This window comes from Streptomyces sp. NPDC045695, assembly GCF_056432025.1.
This window is the reverse complement of sequence record NZ_JBWKJU010000014.1, coordinates 37085-57509: the sequence shown is the minus strand read 5'-3', so window position 1 is coordinate 57509 and position 20425 is coordinate 37085. Positions and strand designations below refer to the sequence as shown.

The following is a 20425-nucleotide window of genomic DNA, read 5'->3' as shown; positions in this document are numbered from 1 at the left end:
CGCGACACGACGAGGGGCCCGGGATCATCGATCCCGGGCCCCTCGCGTTCAGCTCACCTCTAGCGCGCGGCGTCCGGGTGGACGGCCTCCGCGATCGGCTTCGCGTCCGCCGGCTTCATCTCGACCGGCTTGCGCAGCGCGATGTTCAGCTCGCGCAGACGGGCCTCCTCCAGCACCGTCGGCGCGCCCATCATCAGGTCCTGCGCGTTGCCGTTCAGCGGGAAGGCGATCGTCTCGCGGATGTTCGGCTCGTCGGCCAGCAGCATCACGATGCGGTCCACGCCCGGGGCGATGCCACCGTGCGGCGGGGCGCCCAGGCGGAACGCGCGCAGCATGCCCGCGAACTCGCGCTCGACGGTCTCGGCCTCGTAACCGGCGATCTCGAAGGCCTTCAGCATGACCTCGGGCTCGTGGTTGCGGATGGCGCCGGAGGACAGCTCGATGCCGTTGCAGACGATGTCGTACTGCCACGCCAGGATGTCGAGCGGGTCCTTCTCCTCCAGGTCCGTCATGCCGCCCTGCGGCATCGAGAAGGGGTTGTGGGAGAAGTCGATCTTGCCGGTCTCCTCGTCCTTCTCGTACATCGGGAAGTCGACGATCCAGCAGAAGCGGAAGACGTTCTCCTCGAACTGCCCGGCCCGCTTGGCCGCCTCGACGCGAACGCCGGACATGATCTTGGAGACCTCGTCGAACTCGCCCGCGCCGAAGAAGACGGCGTGACCGGCCTTCAGGCCGAGGCGCTCGGTGAGGACCTTGACGTTCTCCTCGGTGAGGAACTTGGCGATCGGGCCGGTCAGGGCGCCCTCCTCGCCGACGCGCACCCAGGCCAGGCCCTTCGCGCCGAGGGAGACCGCGTAGTCGCCCAGGCCGTCGAAGAACTTGCGCGGCTGGTCGCCGGTGTCCGGGACGGCCAGCGCGCGCACGTGCTTGCCGGCGAACGCCTTGAACTCCGAGCCCTCGAACACGTCGGTGATGTCGACGAGCTCCAGCTTGGCGCGCAGGTCGGGCTTGTCGTTGCCGTACTTCAGCATCGACTCGCGGAAGGGGATCCGCGGGAACGGCGAGGTGACCTCGCGGCCGTTGCCGAACTCGGTGAAGAGCTCGGTCATCAGGCGCTCGATCGGCTGGAAGACGTCCTCCTGCTCGACGAAGGACATCTCCACGTCCAGCTGGTAGAACTCGCCCGGCGAGCGGTCGGCGCGGGCGTCCTCGTCGCGGAAGCAGGGCGCGATCTGGAAGTAGCGGTCGAAGCCGGAGATCATCAGCAGCTGCTTGAACTGCTGCGGGGCCTGCGGCAGGGCGTAGAACTTGCCCGGGTTCAGGCGGGACGGCACGACGAAGTCACGGGCGCCCTCGGGGGAGGTCGCGGTCAGGATCGGGGTCGCCATCTCGTTGAAGCCGAGGGCCACCATCTTGGAGCGGATGGAGGCGATGACGGCCGAGCGCAGCATGATGTTGCGGTGCATGCGCTCGCGGCGCAGGTCCAGGAAGCGGTACTCCAGGCGCCGCTCCTCGTTCACACCGTCGTCGGTGTTGATGGTGAAGGGCAGCGGGGCGGCCGCGCCGAGCACCTCGACCTCGGAGACCTCGATCTCGATCTCGCCGGTGGGCAGCTCGGGGTTCACGTTGTCCGCGCCGCGGGAGACGACCTTGCCGTCGATGCGGACGACGGTCTCCTTGCTGACGCTGCTCAGCGCCTCGTTCGCGGCGGTGCCGGGACGGGCCACGAGCTGCGTGATGCCGTAGTGGTCACGCAGATCGATGAAGAGGATGCCGCCCAGGTCTCGACGGTTGTGCAGCCAGCCGCTCAGCCGGACGTCGGCGGCGACGTCAGAGGCGCGGAGCTCGCCGCAGGTGTGGGACCTGTACCGATGCATCAGTCATCCAGTTCTTCGCGATACCTAAGGTGGATTCAACCGTCCCAAGGTTACCGCCCGGGAGCGCACCCGGTCGGGCACAGTCCTCCCGCCCCCCGAAACGCGCCCGGCGGGCCCGCGAACAGGCACGGCACGGGTATGACCTGTAAAGATGACCGGGTGCGTACCGAGGACGTCCTGGCCGCCATCGCGACGGGCCTGTGGCGGTGGGACAACGCCTCCGGGACGGTCACGCTCGACGGCGAGGCCGCCCGGCTCCTCGGGCTGCCCGCGGAGCCCGTGGTGCTTCCCGAGGTCGCCGTACGGTCCCGTTTCCACCCGGTGGACTGGAACGAGATCAACGGGATCGTGAACCTGGCCGTCGCCGAGGGCACCCTCGCCGAGGCCCGGCTCCGGATCATGGACGTGGACGGGCGGGTCCTGCGGACCGTACGCAGCCGCTCGAAGCCGGTGGAGAGCCGGCCGGCCGGGGAGTCCCCGGAGAGGGAGCCCGGCGGGACCCTGGACTACGAGCTGATCGGCACCATCCAGGAGATCGCCGAGCCCCAGCCCGGCACCACGGCCGCGCACACCACCATCACCGGCGACTGGCGGCGCTCCCGCGAGGCCTTCCTGCTGGACGCGGGCCGGGCCCTCGCGGAGGCACGGTCCACCGCCGAGGTGCTGCGCGTCGCGGCCTCGCTGTCCATGCCCGGCTTCAGCCCCGACGGGCTGGCCGTCTTCGGCCTGGCCGGGGACCGGCTGTCGTTCATCGGGCACCACGGGCACGACCCCGGGGAGGAGGGGCCCTTCACGGACATGCCGCTGGACACGGACTACCCGGCCGCGGAGGTCGTCCGTACCGGGCGGGCGGTCTACCTGCCCACCCCCGAGGACTACAAACGGCGCTTCCCGGCCGCCTGGCCGCTCGCCCAGCGCTTCGGACGGGTGTCCTGGGCGTTCCTGCCGCTGATCGTGGCCGGGCGGACCATGGGCGCCTGGATGGCCGCCTTCAAGCACCCGGCGTCCTTCTCTCCCGACGAGCGGTCCGTCCTGACCACGGTGGCCCGGATGCTGGCGCAGGCGCTCCAGCGCGCCGGGGTGGCCGAATCCGAGCGGGAACTGACCACCGGCCTGCAACGGTCGATGATGCCCCAGCTCGGCCCCGAGATCCCCGGCATGCAGATCGCCGCCCGGTACGTGCCCACGGGCGGCGGCCTCCAGGTCGGCGGCGACTGGTACGACATGATCCCGCTGCCCTCGGGCAGGTTCGCGCTGGTCATCGGCGACGTGCAGGGCCACGACGTGCGCGCGGCCGGGCTGATGGGCCAGCTGCGGATCGCCGTACGGGCCTACGCGTCGGAGGGCCACCGCCCGGACGCGGTGCTCTCGCGCGCCTCGCGCTTCCTGGCCGGGCTGCACGCGGGCGCCGATGAGCAGGCAGAGCCGTACGACGACGCCGACTTCCTCAGCCCGCGCTTCGCGACCTGCCTCTACGTCGAGTGCGACCCGAAGACCGGCGTGCTGGAGGTGGCCCGCGCCGGTCACCCCGATCCGGCGATCCGGATGGCGGACGGCACCGTGCTGATGCGCCCCACCGCGGGCGGACTGCCCCTCGGGATCGTCCCCGACACCGACTACCCGACCACCCGGTTCACGCTGGAACCGGGCGAGACGATGATGCTCTGCACCGACGGGCTCATCGAGACCGGCGGCCACGACCTGGACACCGGCTGGGCGCGGCTGCGCGCGGTCCTGGAATCCGACGCGCACGAGCACGGGGGGTCGGAAGGCGCCCCCGACGGCGTCGACGGCGGGCACCTGGACGGCCACCTCGAAAAGCTCGCGGACCTGCTGGTCCAGGCCGTGCACGGACCCTCCTCGCACCACACCACCGGCCCGCTGGCCGACCGCCGCGAGGACGACATAGCCGTCGTGCTGCTGTGCCGCCAGGGCGAGAGCTGCGGCTGCGGTGCGCTCCTGCCGCACCCGGCCCGCCCCGCGCGCCGCACGGCCCTGACCGTGGCCCAGGCCGAACCGGAACGGATCGCGGGCGCGCGCCGGCAGATCCGGGAACTGCTGCACGACTGGGCCGACGCCGACCAGGTGGACTCGGCGGTGCTGATGGTCTCCGAGATGGTGACGAACGTACTGACGCACACCGACGGCGACGCCCTGCTGGTGGCCGAGGCGCTGGGCGAACTGGGCGGGCGCCGGCTGCGCGTCGAGGTGGCCGACTCCAGCGACGAGCTGCCGCACAAGCGGCAGCCGGGCGAGATGTCCTCCAGCGGCCGCGGGGTACTGCTGATGGAGATGCTGGCCGACTCCTGGGGCGTGGACCCGCGCGGCGCGGGCAAGTCGATCTGGTTCGAGCTGCACGAGCAGTCCAAGGCCGCCTCTGACTGACGTGGTTGGATGAGCGCGTGCCCAACTCTCTGCTGCCCGAACCCGTGCGGCGGCTCGCCGCCTGGTGTGCCGTCTTCCTCCTGGTCACCGGCGTCGCCGCGGTCCTGATCTGGCTGTGCATCACCTTCAAGGCGGCGGTCACCCCGGCGCTGCTCGCCCTGCTCGGCGCCGCCCTGCTCGGTCCGATGCACCGGCGGCTGGTGCGGATGCGGATGAATCGTTCCCTCGCCGCCGCGCTCACCTGCCTGGCCGTGGTCGCGGTGGTCGGCGGGGCGGGCTACGTCGTGGTGCTGGCGCTGATCGAGACCGGCGACCAGATCATCGACTCGCTGCGCAAGGCGGGCAAGGACCTCGCCGAGCACTTCGGGGCGGCCGGCACCTCGCTGGAGGACCTCGCCAAGAACTCGAAGGACCTGCTCTCGAAGTTCGGCGGCACCGCCGCCTCGGGCGTGCTCACGGGCATCAGCGTGGTCGGGCAGATGCTGGGCACCGCCCTGCTGGCGCTCCTGCTGATCTTCTTCTTCCTGCGGGACTCCGACCGGGCCGCGGCGGGCCTGCGGTCCCTGGTGCCCAGCCGTTCGGGCGACATGATCGAGGCCATGGGGCGGCGCGCCTTCGAGGCCGTCGAGGGCTTCATGCGCGGCACCACCTTCGTCGCGCTGATCGACGCCGTACTGATCACCATCGGGCTTCTGGTCCTGAAGGTGCCGGGCGCCGTGGGACTGGGCGCCCTGGTCTTCGTGACGGCCTACATCCCCTACCTCGGCGCCTTCCTGTCCGGCGCGGTGGCGGTCCTGGTCGCCTTCGCCGACCGGGGCTGGGTGGTCGCGGCGTGGACCCTGGGCGTGGTGCTGGCGGTCCAGGTGATCGAGGGCAACGTGCTCCAGCCGGTGGTGCAGAGCCGGACGGTGCAGATGCACCCCGCCGTGGTCATGCTGGCGATCACGGCGGGTGCCAGTGTGGCCGGGATCCTGGGGATGCTGCTCGCGGTCCCGCTGACCGCGGCCGCCTTCGGGGTGATCTCGGAACTGCGGACCCGGTACGCCGCGGATGCGCCGCCCGGGCCCGTGGACCTCCCCTAGCTTTCCCTCAGGCCGTCTCTTCGTCCACCTGACCGGTGCCGCGGTGGCCGAGGCCGGTGCGCGCGGTCGTGGGGATGCGTCCGAGCCGGCCCGCCTGGAAGTCGTCGAAGGCCTGCTGGAGCTCCTGCTTGCTGTTCATGACGAACGGCCCGTAGTGCGCCATCGGCTCCCGGATCGGAAGCCCCCCGAGGAGGACGACCTCCAGGTCCGGCGCGTTGGAGTCCTGGGACTCGTCCGCGCGCACCGTGAGCGAGCCGCCCTCGCCGAACACGGCCGTCTGCCCGGTGCGGACGGGCCGGCGGTCCTCGCCGACCGAACCGCGTCCGGCCATGACGTACGCGAGGGCGTTGAAGTCCGCGCGCCACGGCAGGGTGACCTGCGCGCCCGGGCTGACGGTCGCGTGGATCATCGTGATCGGGGTGTGGGTGATGCCCGGGCCCTCGTGGCCGTCGAGCTCACCGGCGATCACGCGGAGCAGGGAGCCGCCGTCCGGGGTGGTCAGCAGCTGGACCTGGCCGCCGCCGATGTCCTGGTAGCGCGGGGGCATCATCTTGTCCGTGGCCGGGAGGTTCACCCACAGCTGGAGGCCGTGGAAGAGCCCGCCGGACACGACGAGGGACTCCGGCGGGGCCTCGATGTGCAGGAGGCCCGAACCGGCGGTCATCCACTGCGTGTCGCCGCCGTTGATGACTCCGCCGCCGCCGTTGCTGTCCTGGTGGACGAAGGTTCCGTCGATCAGGTACGTGACGGTCTCGAAGCCGCGGTGCGGGTGCCAGGGGGTGCCCTTGGGCTCGCCCGGCGCGTACTCCACCTCGCCCATCTGGTCCATCATGATGAACGGGTCGAGGTACTGGTAGTTGATCCCGGCGAACGCGCGGCGCACCGGGAATCCCTCGCCCTCGAACCCACCGGGAGCGGAGACGACGGCCAGCACCTTGCGTGCGGGGGCGGCCTGCGGCTCAGCCACTCGCGGAAGGGTCAACGGGTTCTCAACAGTCACTGCGGGCATGGTCAGGACCTCCTTCTGCGTCGAGTTTAGTTGAAACTCGAACTTTCTGCCACACCCGACAGAACAGAGAGGGCCCCGGGGGAATTCCCCGGGGCCCTCGGGCCGGCTGGAGCTGTCCGGCCGATCATGCGCGAAGCCGGATGCGATGCCCTGGTCGAGCGTCGCGGGGCGGCGTGACGCAGCTGCTCATGCCGGGTCCGGCAGGTTCATCCGCGCAAGCTTCGCCGGGTCGACCACGGCTGTGATAGCGGTGATCCGGCCGTCCGTGACGGTGAACGCGAGGACGGAGAAAGGGGTTCCGTCCTCGCGCCAGGAGATGACTCCGGGACGGCCGCCAACGAGGGCTGCCCGGCTCAGAGTGGCCGCGCTGGCGGCCAGCTGCGCGCCGGCGGCGACCTTGGTGGCGCCGAGGGTGACGACCGCGCCGCCGGGGATGTCGACGGTGAACCGCACCTCCGGGTCGAGCACGCGCAGCAGACCCTCGAAGTCGCCGTCGCGGGCTGCTGCCAGGAAGGCGGAGACCACCTGGCGCCGTTCCCGGTGTGCTCTGGCTGGCCGCTCGGTCGCCTGGACCTTTCTGCGGGCGCGGCTGGCGAGCATCTTGGTGGCGTCGGTGGACTTGCCGAGGATGCGGCCGATCTCGTCGAAGGGCACCGCGAACAGGTCGTGCAGCACGAACGCCAGCCGCTCGCTGGGCCGGAGGGAATCCAGGACGACGAGGAGCGCGAGTTCGACCGAGTCCGCGAGCACCGCGTCGTCATCCGGGGCAGGGGCGTCGTCGAACGTGACCACGAGTTCGGGCAGACGGTCGTCCAGGGACGCCTCGGGGCGGGTCTGGCGCGAGCGCAGGACATCGAGGCTGATCCGGCCGACCACGGTGGTGAGCCAGCCGGCCAGGTTCTCGATGGTGGTCGCGTCCTGGCGGGCGAGCCGCAGCCAGGCCTCCTGGACCACGTCCTCGGCGTCGGCGTGCGACCCGAGCACGCGGTGGGCGACCGCACGCAGCCGGTCCCGCTGGGACTCGAACGCCTGGGCCACCGGGTCCGTCGTTCCGGTTTCGAACATGTCGTTACCTTCCCCGAATCCGCTCCGTCATGAGTGATGACGAGCCCGGAGAGGCCCGGGTAACCGCGGAAGGAGCACCATGCTGACGAACATCATGTACGTGACGCTCTATGTCACCGATCAGGAGCGCGCGCTGAGCTTCTACACGGAAAGGCTCGGTCTGGAGAAACGCGTCGACTACCCGGGTCCTGAGGGGCGCTTCCTCACGGTGGGCGTCCCCGGCAGCCCGCTCGAGATCATCCTGTGGCCGCACGCCGCGGCTGCGGGGCAGGCCGCCGAGCTGCGGCCGGGCACCACACCCGGTCCGGTCTTCCTCGAATCGGACGACCTGCGCGCAGACTTCAAGGTGCTCCGCGACCGCGGTGTGACGTTCGATCAGCCCGAACCGGAGGACTACGGGTACGGGGTCCGCGTCGAGGCCGTGGACCCAGACGGCACCCGGATCTCGCTGCGCCAGCGCGCCTGACTCTGACGGACGAGGTGCTCCAGCATGCCGGACGATCGACTCGGTGGTCACGCGACAACGCGTCGACGACCTGGAGGCGGCCATCCCCTTCTACGAGCGGTTGACCGGCCGGACGGCCGACCGCTTCGACTTCGCCGGTGTACGCCTGGCGAGCGTTGGGCCCTTCCTGCTGTTCAGCGGTCCGGACGAGGCAGTGCACAGGGTCGCCCAAGTGAGTGCCACCCTGGCGGTCTCCGATCTGGCCACCGCCGTCGAAGAAGCCGTCGCAGCCGGTGCCACCGTGGTGATGCCGGCGCAACCCACCCCCAACGGCCACCGAGCCGTGCTGCGGCACCCTCACGGGGGCGTGTACGAATACGTCGGCCTTGAGCCAGCGCGGCGGGTGGGAGGCAAGGCCTCCCACCCGCCGATGGCCCATGAGGTTCCGGGACGATCATGTGACTACTGCCCGCTGGGGTCGTTAGCCTCGTCATCTGGCTCCGCACATGATCGACCGGACAAGCTCTAGTGCGGGCTGAGCTTGATCGAGTTCATCGGCGACAGGTCCACCCACCAGGTGGTGCCGGCCGGCTGGACGTAGGAGTCGCAGTTCTGCCCGTAGGAGTCGTAGCAGAGGCGGTCAACCCAGTTGTAGGTCTGGTTGTTGACCACGAAGTGCATCCCCTCCTGCCCGTAGAGCCGGTAGACGCCGTCCCAGTACACGTCGGACGGGTGGTCGTTGTTCCAGCCGGCGTCACGCGGGTAGATGCAGACGGCCTCGCGCGGACACCCGTGCCACGAGCCGTCGACGGCGTGCGCGGGCGACGCCGCCAGGACCCCCGTACCCAGCGCCATCACCGCCGTCGCCGCCGTGGCCGCGAGCTTCGTGCGAAACGACGTACGTGTCATCGCAGACTCCCCTGATCGGTGGAGCGGGTTTCCCCCGCTCCACCGATATTCGGGAGCCGCGGGCGCGGGCGCGATCCTTTCGGCGGTGGCCGAAGCGTCAGCCGCCGCTGCGCAGCAGGTCCACGCCGAGGCCGGTGGCCGAGTGCAGGACCGCCTTGCCGTCGCGCCGGGTGGTGATCAGGCCGGCGGCGCGCAGCGTGCGGGTGTGCTCGGAGACCGAGGGCAGGCTGATGTGCAGGTCACGGGCCAGTTCGCTCGTCGTGCGCTGCTGGATCAGCAGCTGGAGCACCGCCGCCCGGGTCCGCCCCAGCAGCGCGTCCAGCGCGCCCTCCGCCGGGCCCGGCCCGATCAGGGGCAGGGGCGTCAGCGCCGGGTACATCAGCACTCGCCTGCCGTCCGGCCCGTCCGGGCCCTCGGCGAGCAGCGGCCGGCCCGTCCAGAACGGCGAGGGCATCAGCTGCAGGCCGCGCCCGCCGAGGCCGGTCGCGTAGTGCGGCGGCATCCCGACCTCGAAGACCGAGCCCGTCCAGCCGGCCAGCGGATGTGTACTGGCCAGGCACGCCTTGATCCCGTGGGCGGCCAGCAGCCGGGTGCGCCAGGCCACGTCCGCCTGGAAGGACTGCCGGATGCGCGGCCACTGCGGGGCGATCAGCACCTCGTACGCGGACCTGATCGCCCCGTCGAGCTGCTCCCAGGCCTCGCGGTCCCGCCCCCAGAGCGCCCGCAGCCACGAGGCCGGGCCGGGGGCCCGGGCGGCGGTGCGGTCCAGCTCGTCGGCGGTGAGCAGCGGGCCGGCGTCCCGTACGGCCGCCAGCCCCTCGTCCACCGTGCGCGAGTACGGCTCAACGAACTGCGGATTGTCGCCGTCGGGCCGCAGCAGGTCCAGGAGCGGCCGCACCCGCCCCGGCATCTCCTGGCTGACGCGGCTGCGCCAGCGGCCGAAAACCGACTGCTCGTCGCGGCGCTGCCAGGCGACGAGCGCCATCGCCGTCTCCACCATCGGGAGCGGCTCGCTCGCAAAGGTGACGTTGAGCAGGTCCTCGGTCGTGAACCGCACCCTCAGCACCGCACGCCCCCCAACGTCGCTCACATACGGCGTCTAGCCGTACATGCGGCGCATCGCGAAGTCGACCATCTGCTCGACGGCCTTCGCGTCGAAGACCATCCGGTGGTCGCCCTCCATGTCGAGGACGAAGCCGTACCCGGTCGGCAGCAGGTCGATCACCTCGGCGCCGGTGATCACGAAGTACTTGGACTCCTTGCCGGCGTACCGGCGCAGCTCCTTGAGCGTGGTGAACATGGGGATCACGGGCTGCTGCGTGTTGTGCAGCGCGAGGAACCCGGGGGTGTCGCCGCGGGGGCAGTACACCTTCGAGGTGGCGAAGATCTGCTGGAAGTCCTCGGCGGCGAGCTGCCCGGTGGTGAAGGCCCGTACCGCGTCCGCGAGGGAGGGCGGGGACGGCTCCGGGTACAGCGGCTGCTCGTACCCCGCGCCGGGCATCTGCTGCTGCGGCGGGGCGTACTGCTGCTGGGCACCCGGGTTCTGGTCGTAGCCGTACATGGGGCGAAGCCTACCGAGGCCTCGGCGGGCCGGGCGCGCGGTTACCGGTCAGCTTGCCTTGAGCTCCGCCACGAAGGGGGCCCATGCCGTGGCCGACACCACGAGGACGGGCCCGTCGGGGCGCTTTGAGTCCCGTACGGGGACGAGCCCTGGGAGGCCGTCGGCCACCTCGACGCAGACCCCTCCGTCGGTGTTGCTGTAGCTGCTCTTCCGCCAGCGCGCGGCGTTCAAGTCAATTGCGATGCTTGCCATTTCGGTAGTCCTCTGCGGCCGCCTCCATCATGGCGAGGGACGCCTCCGGCGGTAGCGCGGCGGCCCTGAGCAGATCGTACGACCTTCGGTAGCGCTTCACGAGGGCTGGATCGTCGATGGTGACACCGCTGTGCAACGACTCCACGTAGACCAGCGGCGGCGCCTCGGCAAAGGTCATGATCATGGTGGTACCAGCCGACATGAAGCGGGTGCGCTCCGGCGTTCCACGGAACGATCTGTGGAATGACCCGCTTGCGCAGCACCAAAGCCGTGACGCGGTCGAGCTGCTCCGCCATCTGCTCCGGCGGGACGACCGGCAGCCTCAGCAGCGATTCGTGCAGGATCAGCCAGTACTCGGGCGCCTGGTCGCCCTCGAAGAGGTCCGCCCGAGCCCACCGGGCACTGAGCTTCAGGTCCGTCTCCTCCGCACGCTCCAGCGGGCGTTCTGCCCGGGCGTGCGCCCGGGCATACGCTTCCGTCTGCAACACGCCCGGAAACACCGTTGGACTCCACTCCTCGATGGTCTCCGCGAGTCTTTCCGCCTCCAGTACCTTCTCGGCGTACTTGGCTTGGCCGATGCTCCGGGCCTTCCGGACGTCCTCGCAGCGCCGCTCGAAGAAGCCGTCCGTCCCGAGCACCTGGTCCACATGCCGCGCCAAATCCATCGGCATGCGCCGTTGGCCGCGCTCGATCTCGCTCAGGTAGCTGACGCCGTAGAAACTTCCCTCCACCGTCTGCTGAAGGGTGAGCCCCGCCGCCTCCCGCTTCCAGCGCAGCTCCTTGCCGTAGAGGGCCGGGACGCTCGCCGAGCCGTCAATGTCCTTGCTCGCGGCCACCATCGCCCACTTTCCACACTTCGCACTGTGGAGCCGAAACCCTTCCCACGCTACGCCGACCCGCGTCAGCCTGTGAGCAGTTCGTCACATTCAGTCCCCACAGGAAGGCACTGCCATGGACAGCCACACCCACGACCGCGAGGCCACCGAATGCCTCGACCGGCTCCGCGCAGCCCTCGCAGGGCATGGGATCACCCTCCCCTCCCTCGAACTGCACCTCCTCTCGTACGCCGGGAGCTACGCCACCCCACCCCTGATCAGCCTCGGCAACTGCAACCTGGCCACCGCCCGGCGACTGGCCGACGCCCTGGCCAGCGGGCGGTGAACGCCCTCACCGTCCACCTGCTCGCCGTCCCGATGGCCGTCCCCCTCCTCCGTCACGCCGTGCGCGAGCACCTCGGGGCCGACGCCAGCCCCGACGCCGAGCTGTGCGTCAGCGAGCTGCTCACCAACGTCATCACCCACGTCGGCGAAGGCACCCCCGTCACCCTGCGGATCAGCGGAAGCGGAAGGGCAGCCCGTACGCGGGTCGAGCTCACCGACCCCGCCCCGCACGCCTGGCCCGTACAGCGCAGCGCGGCGGCCGACTGCGACGAGTCCGGGCGGGGGCTGGCGCTGCTGGCCGCCGTAGCGCTGCGGTGGGGGGTGCGCAGGGCCCCGGACGGCAAGACGGTCTGGTGCGAGCTGCCGAGAGAGTCGTCACAGTCGAGACAGTAGGGGTTGCACCTTATTACTCGCGGGTAGCATTATTACGTTACCGATTGGTATGTACGAGGAACCTGTCTCCCCGAGCCTTAACGGAGCCGTCGCCATGGGGCACTACAAGTCGAATCTCCGCGACATCGAGTTCAACCTCTTCGAGGTGCTCGGACGCGACAAGCAGTACGGCACCGGTCCGTTCGAGGAGATGGACACCGAGACCGCCAAGAGCATCCTCGCCGAGCTCGCGCGCCTCGCCGAGAACGAGCTGGCCGAGTCCTTCGCGGACGCCGACCGCAACCCGCCGGTCTTCGACCCGGCCACCAACACCGCGCCGGTCCCGGCCTCCTTCAAGAAGAGCTACGAAGCCTTCATGGACTCGGAGTACTGGCGCCTGGGCCTGCCCGAGGAGATCGGCGGCACCACCTCGCCCCGCTCCCTCATCTGGGCCTACGCGGAGCTGCTGCTCGGCTCGAACCCGGCCGTGTGGATGTACTCCTCCGGCCCGGCGTTCGCCGGCGTCCTCTTCGAAGAGGGCAACGAGGCGCAGAAGAAGATCGCCCAGATCGCCGTCGAGAAGCGCTGGGGCTCCACCATGGTCCTCACCGAGCCGGACGCCGGCTCGGACGTGGGCGCGGGCCGCACCAAGGCGATCCAGCAGGCCGACGGCTCCTGGCACATCGAGGGCGTGAAGCGCTTCATCACCTCGGGTGAGCACGACATGGAGGAGAACATCCTCCACTACGTCCTCGCGCGCCCCGAGGGCCACGGCCCGGGCACCAAGGGCCTGTCCCTCTTCCTCGTCCCGAAGTTCCACTTCGACTGGGAGACCGGCGAGCTGGGCGAGCGCAACGGCGTCTACGCCACGAACGTCGAGCACAAGATGGGCCTCAAGGCCTCCAACACGTGCGAGATGACCTTCGGCGACCAGCACCCCGCCAAGGGCTGGCTGATCGGTGACAAGCACGACGGCATCCGCCAGATGTTCATGATCATCGAGTTCGCCCGGATGATGGTCGGCACGAAGGCCATCGCCACCCTCTCCACCGGCTACCTCAACGCGCTGGAGTACGCCAAGGAGCGCGTGCAGGGCCCGGACCTGGCGAACTTCATGGACAAGACCGCGCCCAAGGTCACCATCACGCACCACCCCGACGTCCGCCGCTCGCTCATGACGCAGAAGGCGTACGCCGAGGGCATGCGCGCCCTGGTCCTGTACACGGCCACCGTCCAGGACGAGATCCAGGTCAAGCAGGCCGCCGGTGAGGACACCGCGTCCCTCGTCGGCCTGAACGACCTGCTCCTGCCGATCGTCAAGGGCTACGGCTCGGAGAAGTCCTACGAGCTGCTCGCGCAGTCGCTGCAGACCTTCGGCGGTTCCGGTTACCTCCAGGAATACCCGATCGAGCAGTACATCCGCGACGCCAAGATCGACACCCTCTACGAGGGCACCACCGCCATCCAGGGGCAGGACTTCTTCTTCCGGAAGATCGTCCGCGACCAGGGTGCCGCGCTGAACGTCCTCTCCGAGACGATCAAGAAGTTCCTGGCCGAGGCCGTCGGCGGCGAGGAGCTGGCCGACGCCCGCGACGCGCTCGCCAAGGCCGCCGTGGACCTGGAGGCCATCGTCGGCCAGATGATCGTCGACCTCACCGCCACCGGCGAGGACGTCAAGAACATCTACAAGGTCGGCCAGAACACCACCCGCCTGCTGATGGCCTCCGGCGACGTGGTCGTCGGATACCTGCTGCTCAAGGGCGCCGCCGTGGCCGCCGAGAAGCTGGCGGGCGCCTCCGCGAAGGACGTCCCCTTCTACACGGGCAAGATCGCCGCCGCGAAGTTCTTCGCGGCCCAGGTCCTCCCGGGCGTCTCGGTCCAGCGCCAGCTGGCCGAGGTCGTCGACAACTCCCTCATGGAGCTCGACGAGGCCGCCTTCTAGGCTGCGCCGCCACGCCGTCCTCACCGGCCGGGTCTCCGCACGGAGGCCCGGCCGCTGCTGTTCCGGCCGCTGTACCGGCTGCCGTCCCCGCCCCGGCCGCAGGGCCCTGTCCTGCGGTTTTCCCGCGTTGTCAGTCGTTCATGGGACGCTCGTAGGCATGAGTCCACAGGATCAGCACGGCAGCAGGGGGTATTCCGTCCCCACCGGGCGGCCGTATGCCCTCAAGGAGCTGCAGGCGACCCTGGGCAGCCTCGGCGACCACCTCCGCGAGCTGTACGACGGCTCCCACCCCGCCGAGTACGACGGCATCGCCGACGCGCTCTACGTGGCCTTCCAGACCGCCGCGGCACTGGCCCCCGCCAAGAGCTACACCGGCTGCCCCGAGCACCCCAACGGCGCGCTCGACCCCGAGGCGCCCGAAGGCTGGGGCCGCTGCCTCATCTGCAACGCCCGGCGCCGCCTCGGACGGCGGCTGCAGGGCGCCCGGACCGCCGGGCCCGCCGGCGAGCAGCGCCGCCTCGGCTATCCCGTACCGGAGGGCCCGTACACGCTCGCGGCGCTGCGCCAGTGCCTGCGTACCGTCGAGGACCAGCGCTTCCACCTGAGCCTGTCCTCGCCCCCCGAGGACTTCGTCCGCATCGCCGACGACCTCCACCGCGCCTTCATCGTCGCCCGCGAACTGTCCCGGCCGCGCAACGCCTCGGGCTGCTCCGAACACCCCGGAGCCCCCATCGACCCCGACGCGCCGCCCGGCGAGGCCTGTATCTTCTGCGCCGGACGCAAGAGACGCGCGCAGCGCTCCCCGCAGACCCCGGAGATGCTGCCCCGCATCCGCCGGGGCGAGCGCAGACAGCTGCAACGCCGATTCGAGCGCCCGCCGGGCTGAGAATCGAACGGACCGCAGATCACACCCCCTGCGGCCCCCGACCTCTCGGCTGTCAGCCGTAGTCCGGAGACGGTGAACACTCCCGTTAAGGTGAACCACTTGGCTTCCTCCTCTCCCTACCGGGAGGGGGTTCCCACCCTCGCGGGTGGTTTTTCCTGCTTCACCACGGACCGCCCCGGCCGAGAGGAGGACTCCCGTTGAGGTCTGACACCCGTTCCACAGGCAGAAACCGCCAGCCCGGCGGCCAGAAGATTGATCGCTGCGTTCTCGTCCCGGTCGTGGGTCGTCCCGCAGGTGTCGCACGTCCACTCGCGGACGTTCAGGGACATCCTGTCGGCCGGCGCCCCGCACTTCGAGCACAGGTGCGTGCTGGGGAACCACCGGTCTACTGTGATCAGCTCACGCCCGTGCCAGGTTGCCTTGTACTCAAGCATGGACCGCAGCTCACGCCATGCCGCGTCGCTGATGGCGCGGGCGAGCTTGTGGTTCTGGAGCATGTTGCGGACGGTGAGGTCCTCGATCACAAGCGTTTGGTTTTCGCGCACGAGTCGAGTCGTCAGTTTGTGCAGGTGATCTCGGCGCCGGTCGGCGATACGCGCATGGATCCTGGCCACCCGGGTGCGGGCCTTCGCCCGGTTCGCCGATCCCTTCTCCTTGCGGGACAACGCCCGCTGCGCGCGCGCCAGACGCTCCCGATCCTTGCGCTCGTGCTTCGGGTTCTCGACTTTCTCCCCGGTGGAGAGGGTGACCAGGGCCGTCAGCCCGGCGTCGATACCGACCGCCGCTCTCGTGGCGGGCATCGGGGCCGGGGTGTCCTCGCACAACAGGGACACGAACCAGCGCCCCGCACTGTCCCTGGAGACCGTGACCATCGTCGGCATCACACCCTCAGGCAAGGGGCGGGACCACACGATGTCCAACGGCTCCGCCAGCTTCGCCAGCGTCAGGCGGCCGTCTGCGTAGCGGAACGCACTGCGGGTGTACTCGGCGCTCGCCCGGGACTTGCGCTTCGATTTGAAGCGGGGGTACTTCGACCGCTTCGCCCAGAACCCCACGAAAGCGCTCTGCAAGTGCCTGAGCGCCTGCTGGAGCGGAACCGAGGACACCTCGGCCAGATAAGCCAACTCCTCCGTCTTCTTCCAGCCGGTGAGCAGCGCCGACGTCTGCCCGTAGCCCACCCGTTCCTGACCCGTCGACCAGGCCTCGCCGCGGGCGGCGAGGGCCAGGTTGTAGACCTTCCGCACGCACCCGAACGTCCGCGACAGCTCAGCCGCCTGCGCATCGGTCGGATAGAAGCGGTACTTGAAGGCCCGCTTCACGGAATAAGTCCCCACGCCCCGGACGGTAGGGGCAGCCGAGATACGAACACAAGCACAGGTCACAGCATCACGCGACGGCACACCGCCGCCGCGCGGCTCCGAGCCATGGATGCGTTTCCTCCCCCGGCGAAAGCCGGCGATATCCACGCAAGGAGATTGGGATGAGCTCTCCCGCCCGCTTCGACCGCGGCCACACCGACGACCTGATGACCTTCCTGACGGCCAGTCCGTCGCCGTACCACGCCGTGGCCAACGCGGCCGAGCGGTTGGAGAAGGCCGGTTTCAGGCAGCTGTCGGAAACGGACGCCTGGGATGCGGGCACCGGGGGCAAGTTCGTGCTCCGCGGCGGTGCGCTCATCGCCTGGTACGTCCCCGAAGACGCGGCCGCGCACACCCCGTTCAGGATCGTCGGCGCCCACACCGACTCGCCCAACCTGCGGGTCAAGCCGCTGCCGGACACGGGCTCGCAGGGCTGGCGGCAGATCGCCGTGGAGATCTACGGCGGCACCCTCCTCAACACCTGGCTGGACCGGGACCTGGGCCTGGCCGGGCGGTTGACCCTGCGCGACGGCACCGAGCGCCTGGTGAACGTGGACCGCGCGCTGCTGCGCGTCCCCCAACTCGCCGTGCACCTGGACCGGTCGGTGAACACCGACGGCCTCAAGCTCGACAAGCAGCGGCACATGCAGCCGATCTGGGGGCTGGGCGAGGTCCAGGAGGGCGACCTGATCTCCTTCCTGGAGGAGGAAGAGGGCCTGGAGCAGGGCTCGGTGGCGGGCTGGGACCTGATGGTCCACTCCATCGAGCCGCCCGCGTACCTCGGCCGCGACCGCGAGCTGGTCGCCGGCCCCCGCATGGACAACCTGCTGTCGGTGCACGCGGGCGTCGCGGCGCTGGCCGCGGTGTCCGGCGCCGAGAAGCTGGACCACATCCCCGTCCTGGCCGCCTTCGACCACGAGGAGAACGGCTCGCAGTCGGACACGGGCGCGGACGGACCGCTGCTGGGGAACGTGCTGGAACGTTCAGTCTTCGCGCGCGGAGGTACCTACGAGGACCGCGCGCGGGCCTTCGCCGGCACCATCTGCCTGTCCTCGGACACCGGGCACGCCGTGCACCCCAACTACGGCGAGCGCCACGACCCCACGCACCACCCGCGCGCCAACGGCGGCCCGATCCTCAAGGTCAACGTCAACCAGCGGTACGCGACGGACGGCAGCGGGCGCGCGGTGTTCGCCAGCGCGTGCGAGCGGGCCGGCGTGCCGTGGCAGACCTTCGTCTCCAACAACTCGATGCCGTGCGGCACGACGATCGGCCCGATCACGGCCGCCCGCCACGGCATCCAGACCGTGGACATCGGCGTCGCGATCCTCTCGATGCACAGCGCCCGCGAACTGTGCGGCGCCGACGACCCGTTCATGCTGGCGAACGCTCTGGTGGCCTTCCTGGAGGGCTGAGCCCCCAGGCCCCGGTCCAAGGCCCCGGCCGAAGGCGGCTGACGCGCCGACCGGCCGGGGCCTTGGGCGTCAGGCGTCGTCCATCCCGGCGAGGACGAGCGGGAGGCGGGTCGCGGCTCCCGGGGTGATCCGCAGCGGAACGCCCCAGTCCTGCTGGTGGACGTGGCAGGCGGGGTACTCGTTGTCCGGGGCGTCGTCGCAGGACGCCGCCATCGCGGAGACGTGCAGGACGCCCTCGGTCAGCTCCGGGTTCAGCGTGAGTTCCCGGAACAGGTCGGTCCCGGCGCCCTCGCCGCCCGCCAGCAGCTCGGGCGGGGTCGAGGAGACCAGCAGGCGGGTGGACGGCCCGTAGCGGGTGTCGAGCTTCTGCCCGGCCGGGGCCTGGAAGACCACGTCGAGGCGGAGCGTGCCGGGGGCCACCTCGGTGGCGGCCCGCTGCGTACGGTGGGCGACCGCGTCCACCCGTACGGCCTCCTCCGGGAGGCGCAGCCGCGTCAGGCGGTGCCGGGCGGACTCGACGACCACGATGTCCCCGCCGACCAGCACGGCGTCGCTGGGCTCGCGCAGGTCGGTGGCGAGCGTGGACACCTCGCCGGTGGCGGGGTCGTACCTGCGCAGCGCGTGGTTGTACGTGTCGCACACCGCGACCGAACCGTCGGGCAGGGCGGTCACCCCGAGCGGGTGCTGGAGCAGGGCCTGGCCCGCTTCGCCGTCGCGGTGCCCGAAGTCGAACAGGCCGGTCCCGACGGCGGAGGTGATGACGTAGCCGTCGGAGGGGTCGGGGGCCGGCGTCACGTACCGCAGGGCGCTGGTCTCGGAGTCGGCGATCCACAGCCGGTCCCCGGCGGCCGCGAGCCCCGACGGCTGGGCGAACCAGGCCTCGGCGGCCGGCCCGTCGTGCAGCCCCTCGTTGGTGGTGCCGGCCGCGACCTCGACCGTCCCCTCCGCCGGATCCCACGTCCACAGCTGGTGCACACCGGCCATGGCGATCCACACCTTGCCCTGCCACCAGGCCACGTCCCACGGCGAGGACAGGTCGACTTCGAGGGCCGGCCCGGAGGTCGGCGAGCCCTGCCACCACTGGCGCCCGGTCCCGGCGACGGTCTCCACGGCCCCGCTCTCCAGGTCGAGGACGCGCAGCGCGTGATTGACCGTGTCCGCGACGACCACCCTGCCATCGGGGAGCAGGGCGAGCCCCTGCGGCTCGTTGAAGCTCTCCGCGGTGAAACCGCGCGAGCCGCTCCCGATCCGCCGTACGACGCTCTCCCCGTCGGCGGCCAGCTCGACGAGCTGGTGCCGCGTCGAGTCGGAGACGAGGAAGTTCCCGGAGGGCAGCAGCAGCGCCTTCCCGGGGAAGCGCAGGTCGCTCGCGACGGGCTCGGGCGCCACGTACGGCCCGTCGCCGCGCCGCAGGGTGCCCTTGGCCTCGTGCTCGGCCTCCAGCTCCTCGACGAGCCGCGCGAGGGCGTGCGCGTGCCCCTCGCCGGCGTGCTGGGCGACGATGTACCCCTCGGGGTCGATCACGACGAGCGTGGGCCAGGCCCGTACGGCGTACTGCTTCCAAGTCGCGAGCTCGGGATCGTCCAGCACCGGGTGGTGCACCTCGTAGCGCTCGACGGCGTCGACGACGGCGGCGTGCTCGGCCTCGTGGACGAACTTCGGCGAGTGCACGCCGACGATCACGAGGGTGTCGCGGTGCTTCTCCTCCAACTCGCGCAGCTCGTCGAGGACGTGCAGGCAGTTGACGCAGCAGAACGTCCAAAAATCCAAGACAACGCACTTACCTCGCAGGTCGGCGAGGGTGAGCTCCTTGCCCCCGGTGTTCAGCCAGCCGCCCTTGCCGATCAGCTCGGGGGCACGGACTCGGGCACGCTTACGGGGTGCGGGCGCGGAGGTGGGCGCAGGGGTGGGCGCCGCGGCAGCATCGTTCATCCTTCAAGCTTGCCATCCGCCGGTTTCGTGTGGAGGACCTCTCGGGCCTGCTCCGCGGCGCGCGTGATGCTCTCGGAGACGAAGTCGACGAAGCGGGCGATGTTTTCGAGCCGGGTGGCGGCCGGGGTGTGGGCGCCGAGGACGGCGACGCCCTGGCGTGCGGTCTCGACGAGCTGGGCGGTGCCGCGGGCGCTGGCCATCACGGACTGGTACCAGACGTCGTCGTCGACCACGTAGCGCTCGCGGCGGCGCTCGTCGCGTTCCCGGCGGACGAGGCCCTGGCTTTCGAGGAACGCGATCGCCTTGGAGACGGACGCCGGGCTGACCTGGAGCCGCTGGACGAGTTCCGCCGCGGTGAGGCTGCCGGCGTCGGTGGTGTAGAGGCAGGTCAGGACCCGGGCCATCATCTTGGGCGTGCCCGAGGCGATGAGGACGGTGGTGAACCGTTCCTCGTACTCCCGCACCGCCTCGGCGTCCCGTCCGTGGGGCTGCGGGGGTGCCTGCGGCTCCGGGGGCGCGGTCCGGGTGCGTCGGCGGGCGCGTTGTTCGGTCGCGCGGTGGGCCAGGTCGGCGCGGTAGGCGGTGGGGCCGCCGTTGCGCATCACCTCGCGCGTGATCGTCGAGGTCGGGCGGTCGAGACGCCGGGCGATCTCCGCGTAGGGGAGGCCGCCGGCCACTCCCAGAGCGATCTGCTGGCGTTCCGCCTGGGTGAGCCTGCCTCCCGGCATCGCGGTCTCCTTCGCTGTCCTTGATGCCGCCAGCATAGCGTTCACTT

General features: G+C 70.7%; 19 protein-coding genes and 1 pseudogene. 9 read left to right on the top strand and 11 right to left on the bottom strand.

All coding sequences use genetic code 11. From position 1 onward, the window contains the following. Positions 1-59: 59 nt before the first annotated feature. Entirely contained in the window at positions 60-1877 is a 1818-nt protein-coding gene (aspS, locus tag AC07DU_RS23115; protein ID WP_479113279.1) for an aspartate--tRNA ligase, read from the bottom strand. Between the two features lie 159 nt (positions 1878-2036). On the opposite strand from aspS, the gene AC07DU_RS23110 reads away from it, so the two are divergent. Together AC07DU_RS23110 and AC07DU_RS23105 are read left to right on the top strand one after the other, a co-directional pair. Continuing rightward, positions 2037-4262, top strand: coding sequence for an ATP-binding SpoIIE family protein phosphatase (locus AC07DU_RS23110; protein ID WP_479113277.1), 2226 nt, complete (start codon positions 2037-2039; stop codon positions 4260-4262). Positions 4263-4279: 17 nt separating this feature from the next. Further along, positions 4280-5344: an AI-2E family transporter gene (locus AC07DU_RS23105; RefSeq protein WP_360896443.1), complete on the top strand. Its 1065-nt coding sequence runs from the start codon at positions 4280-4282 to the stop codon at positions 5342-5344. A 7-nt stretch (positions 5345-5351) separates the two neighbouring features. Here AC07DU_RS23105 and AC07DU_RS23100 read toward each other — a convergent pair whose 3' ends face one another. Beyond that, the gene (locus tag AC07DU_RS23100; RefSeq protein ID WP_479113274.1) at positions 5352-6353 is read right to left on the bottom strand and encodes a pirin family protein; all 1002 of its coding nucleotides are present in this window, start codon (positions 6351-6353) and stop codon (positions 5352-5354) included. Between the two features lie 186 nt (positions 6354-6539). After that, positions 6540-7418: a sigma-70 family RNA polymerase sigma factor gene (locus tag AC07DU_RS23095; protein WP_479113272.1), complete on the bottom strand. Its 879-nt coding sequence runs from the start codon at positions 7416-7418 to the stop codon at positions 6540-6542. Positions 7419-7497: 79 nt separating this feature from the next. On the opposite strand from AC07DU_RS23095, the gene AC07DU_RS23090 reads away from it, so the two are divergent. Together AC07DU_RS23090 and AC07DU_RS23085 are read left to right on the top strand one after the other, a co-directional pair. Further along, complete coding sequence (locus AC07DU_RS23090; RefSeq protein ID WP_479113270.1) at positions 7498-7884, top strand: VOC family protein; 387 nt, start codon at positions 7498-7500, stop codon at positions 7882-7884. A 43-nt stretch (positions 7885-7927) separates the two neighbouring features. Continuing rightward, a complete protein-coding gene (locus AC07DU_RS23085; protein WP_479113268.1) occupies positions 7928-8392 on the top strand; it encodes a VOC family protein in 465 nt (154 codons plus the stop codon). Here AC07DU_RS23085 and AC07DU_RS23080 read toward each other — a convergent pair. From AC07DU_RS23080 to AC07DU_RS23060, 5 genes and pseudogenes are all read right to left on the bottom strand, one after another. Then, on the bottom strand, positions 8389-8772 hold the full coding sequence (locus tag AC07DU_RS23080) for a hypothetical protein (protein WP_479113266.1): 384 nt from the start codon (positions 8770-8772) through the stop codon (positions 8389-8391). The two genes, AC07DU_RS23085 and AC07DU_RS23080, sit on opposite strands and share 4 nt — an antisense overlap. A 97-nt stretch (positions 8773-8869) precedes the next feature. Further along, positions 8870-9862, bottom strand: coding sequence for an ArsR/SmtB family transcription factor (locus AC07DU_RS23075; RefSeq protein ID WP_479113264.1), 993 nt, complete (start codon positions 9860-9862; stop codon positions 8870-8872). Positions 9863-9871: 9 nt separating this feature from the next. Further along, a complete protein-coding gene (locus AC07DU_RS23070) occupies positions 9872-10333 on the bottom strand; it encodes an SseB family protein (RefSeq protein WP_360896431.1) in 462 nt (153 codons plus the stop codon). Between the two features lie 48 nt (positions 10334-10381). Then, positions 10382-10585, bottom strand: coding sequence for a DUF397 domain-containing protein (locus tag AC07DU_RS23065; RefSeq protein ID WP_479113262.1), 204 nt, complete (start codon positions 10583-10585; stop codon positions 10382-10384). Then, positions 10566-11421: pseudogene (locus AC07DU_RS23060) on the bottom strand (helix-turn-helix domain-containing protein). Before AC07DU_RS23060 ends, AC07DU_RS23065 begins: the two are co-directional and overlap by 20 nt. Before the next feature lie 115 nt (positions 11422-11536). On the opposite strand from AC07DU_RS23060, the gene AC07DU_RS23055 reads away from it, so the two are divergent. The 4 genes from AC07DU_RS23055 (at position 11537) to AC07DU_RS23040 (ending at position 14945) form a co-directional block, all read left to right on the top strand. After that, on the top strand, positions 11537-11746 hold the full coding sequence (locus AC07DU_RS23055; protein WP_479113260.1) for a hypothetical protein: 210 nt from the start codon (positions 11537-11539) through the stop codon (positions 11744-11746). Next, entirely contained in the window at positions 11743-12138 is a 396-nt protein-coding gene (locus tag AC07DU_RS23050; RefSeq protein WP_479029470.1) for an ATP-binding protein, read from the top strand. The genes AC07DU_RS23055 and AC07DU_RS23050 overlap by 4 nt, the downstream gene beginning before the upstream one ends. A gap of 94 nt (positions 12139-12232) precedes the next feature. Further along, positions 12233-14059, top strand: coding sequence for an acyl-CoA dehydrogenase (locus AC07DU_RS23045; RefSeq protein WP_360896727.1), 1827 nt, complete (start codon positions 12233-12235; stop codon positions 14057-14059). A gap of 157 nt (positions 14060-14216) precedes the next feature. Beyond that, entirely contained in the window at positions 14217-14945 is a 729-nt protein-coding gene (locus tag AC07DU_RS23040) for a hypothetical protein (RefSeq protein WP_360896420.1), read from the top strand. 116 nt (positions 14946-15061) lie between these two features. Here AC07DU_RS23040 and AC07DU_RS23035 read toward each other — a convergent pair whose 3' ends face one another. Further along, positions 15062-16279 carry an RNA-guided endonuclease InsQ/TnpB family protein gene (locus AC07DU_RS23035; RefSeq protein ID WP_479113258.1) on the bottom strand — a complete coding sequence of 406 codons (1218 nt, stop codon included), beginning with the start codon at positions 16277-16279 and terminating at the stop codon, positions 15062-15064. 146 nt (positions 16280-16425) lie between these two features. Between AC07DU_RS23035 and AC07DU_RS23030 the strand changes: the two genes are divergently transcribed. After that, entirely contained in the window at positions 16426-17718 is a 1293-nt protein-coding gene (locus AC07DU_RS23030) for a M18 family aminopeptidase (RefSeq protein ID WP_360896417.1), read from the top strand. 69 nt (positions 17719-17787) lie between these two features. On the opposite strand, the gene AC07DU_RS23025 is transcribed toward AC07DU_RS23030, so the two are convergent. Both AC07DU_RS23025 and AC07DU_RS23020 read right to left on the bottom strand, forming a co-directional pair. After that, the gene (locus tag AC07DU_RS23025; protein ID WP_479113256.1) at positions 17788-19650 is read right to left on the bottom strand and encodes an NHL domain-containing thioredoxin family protein; all 1863 of its coding nucleotides are present in this window, start codon (positions 19648-19650) and stop codon (positions 17788-17790) included. After that, positions 19647-20378: a GbsR/MarR family transcriptional regulator gene (locus AC07DU_RS23020; protein WP_479113254.1), complete on the bottom strand. Its 732-nt coding sequence runs from the start codon at positions 20376-20378 to the stop codon at positions 19647-19649. Before AC07DU_RS23020 ends, AC07DU_RS23025 begins: the two co-directional genes overlap by 4 nt. Positions 20379-20425: the final 47 nt, after the last annotated feature.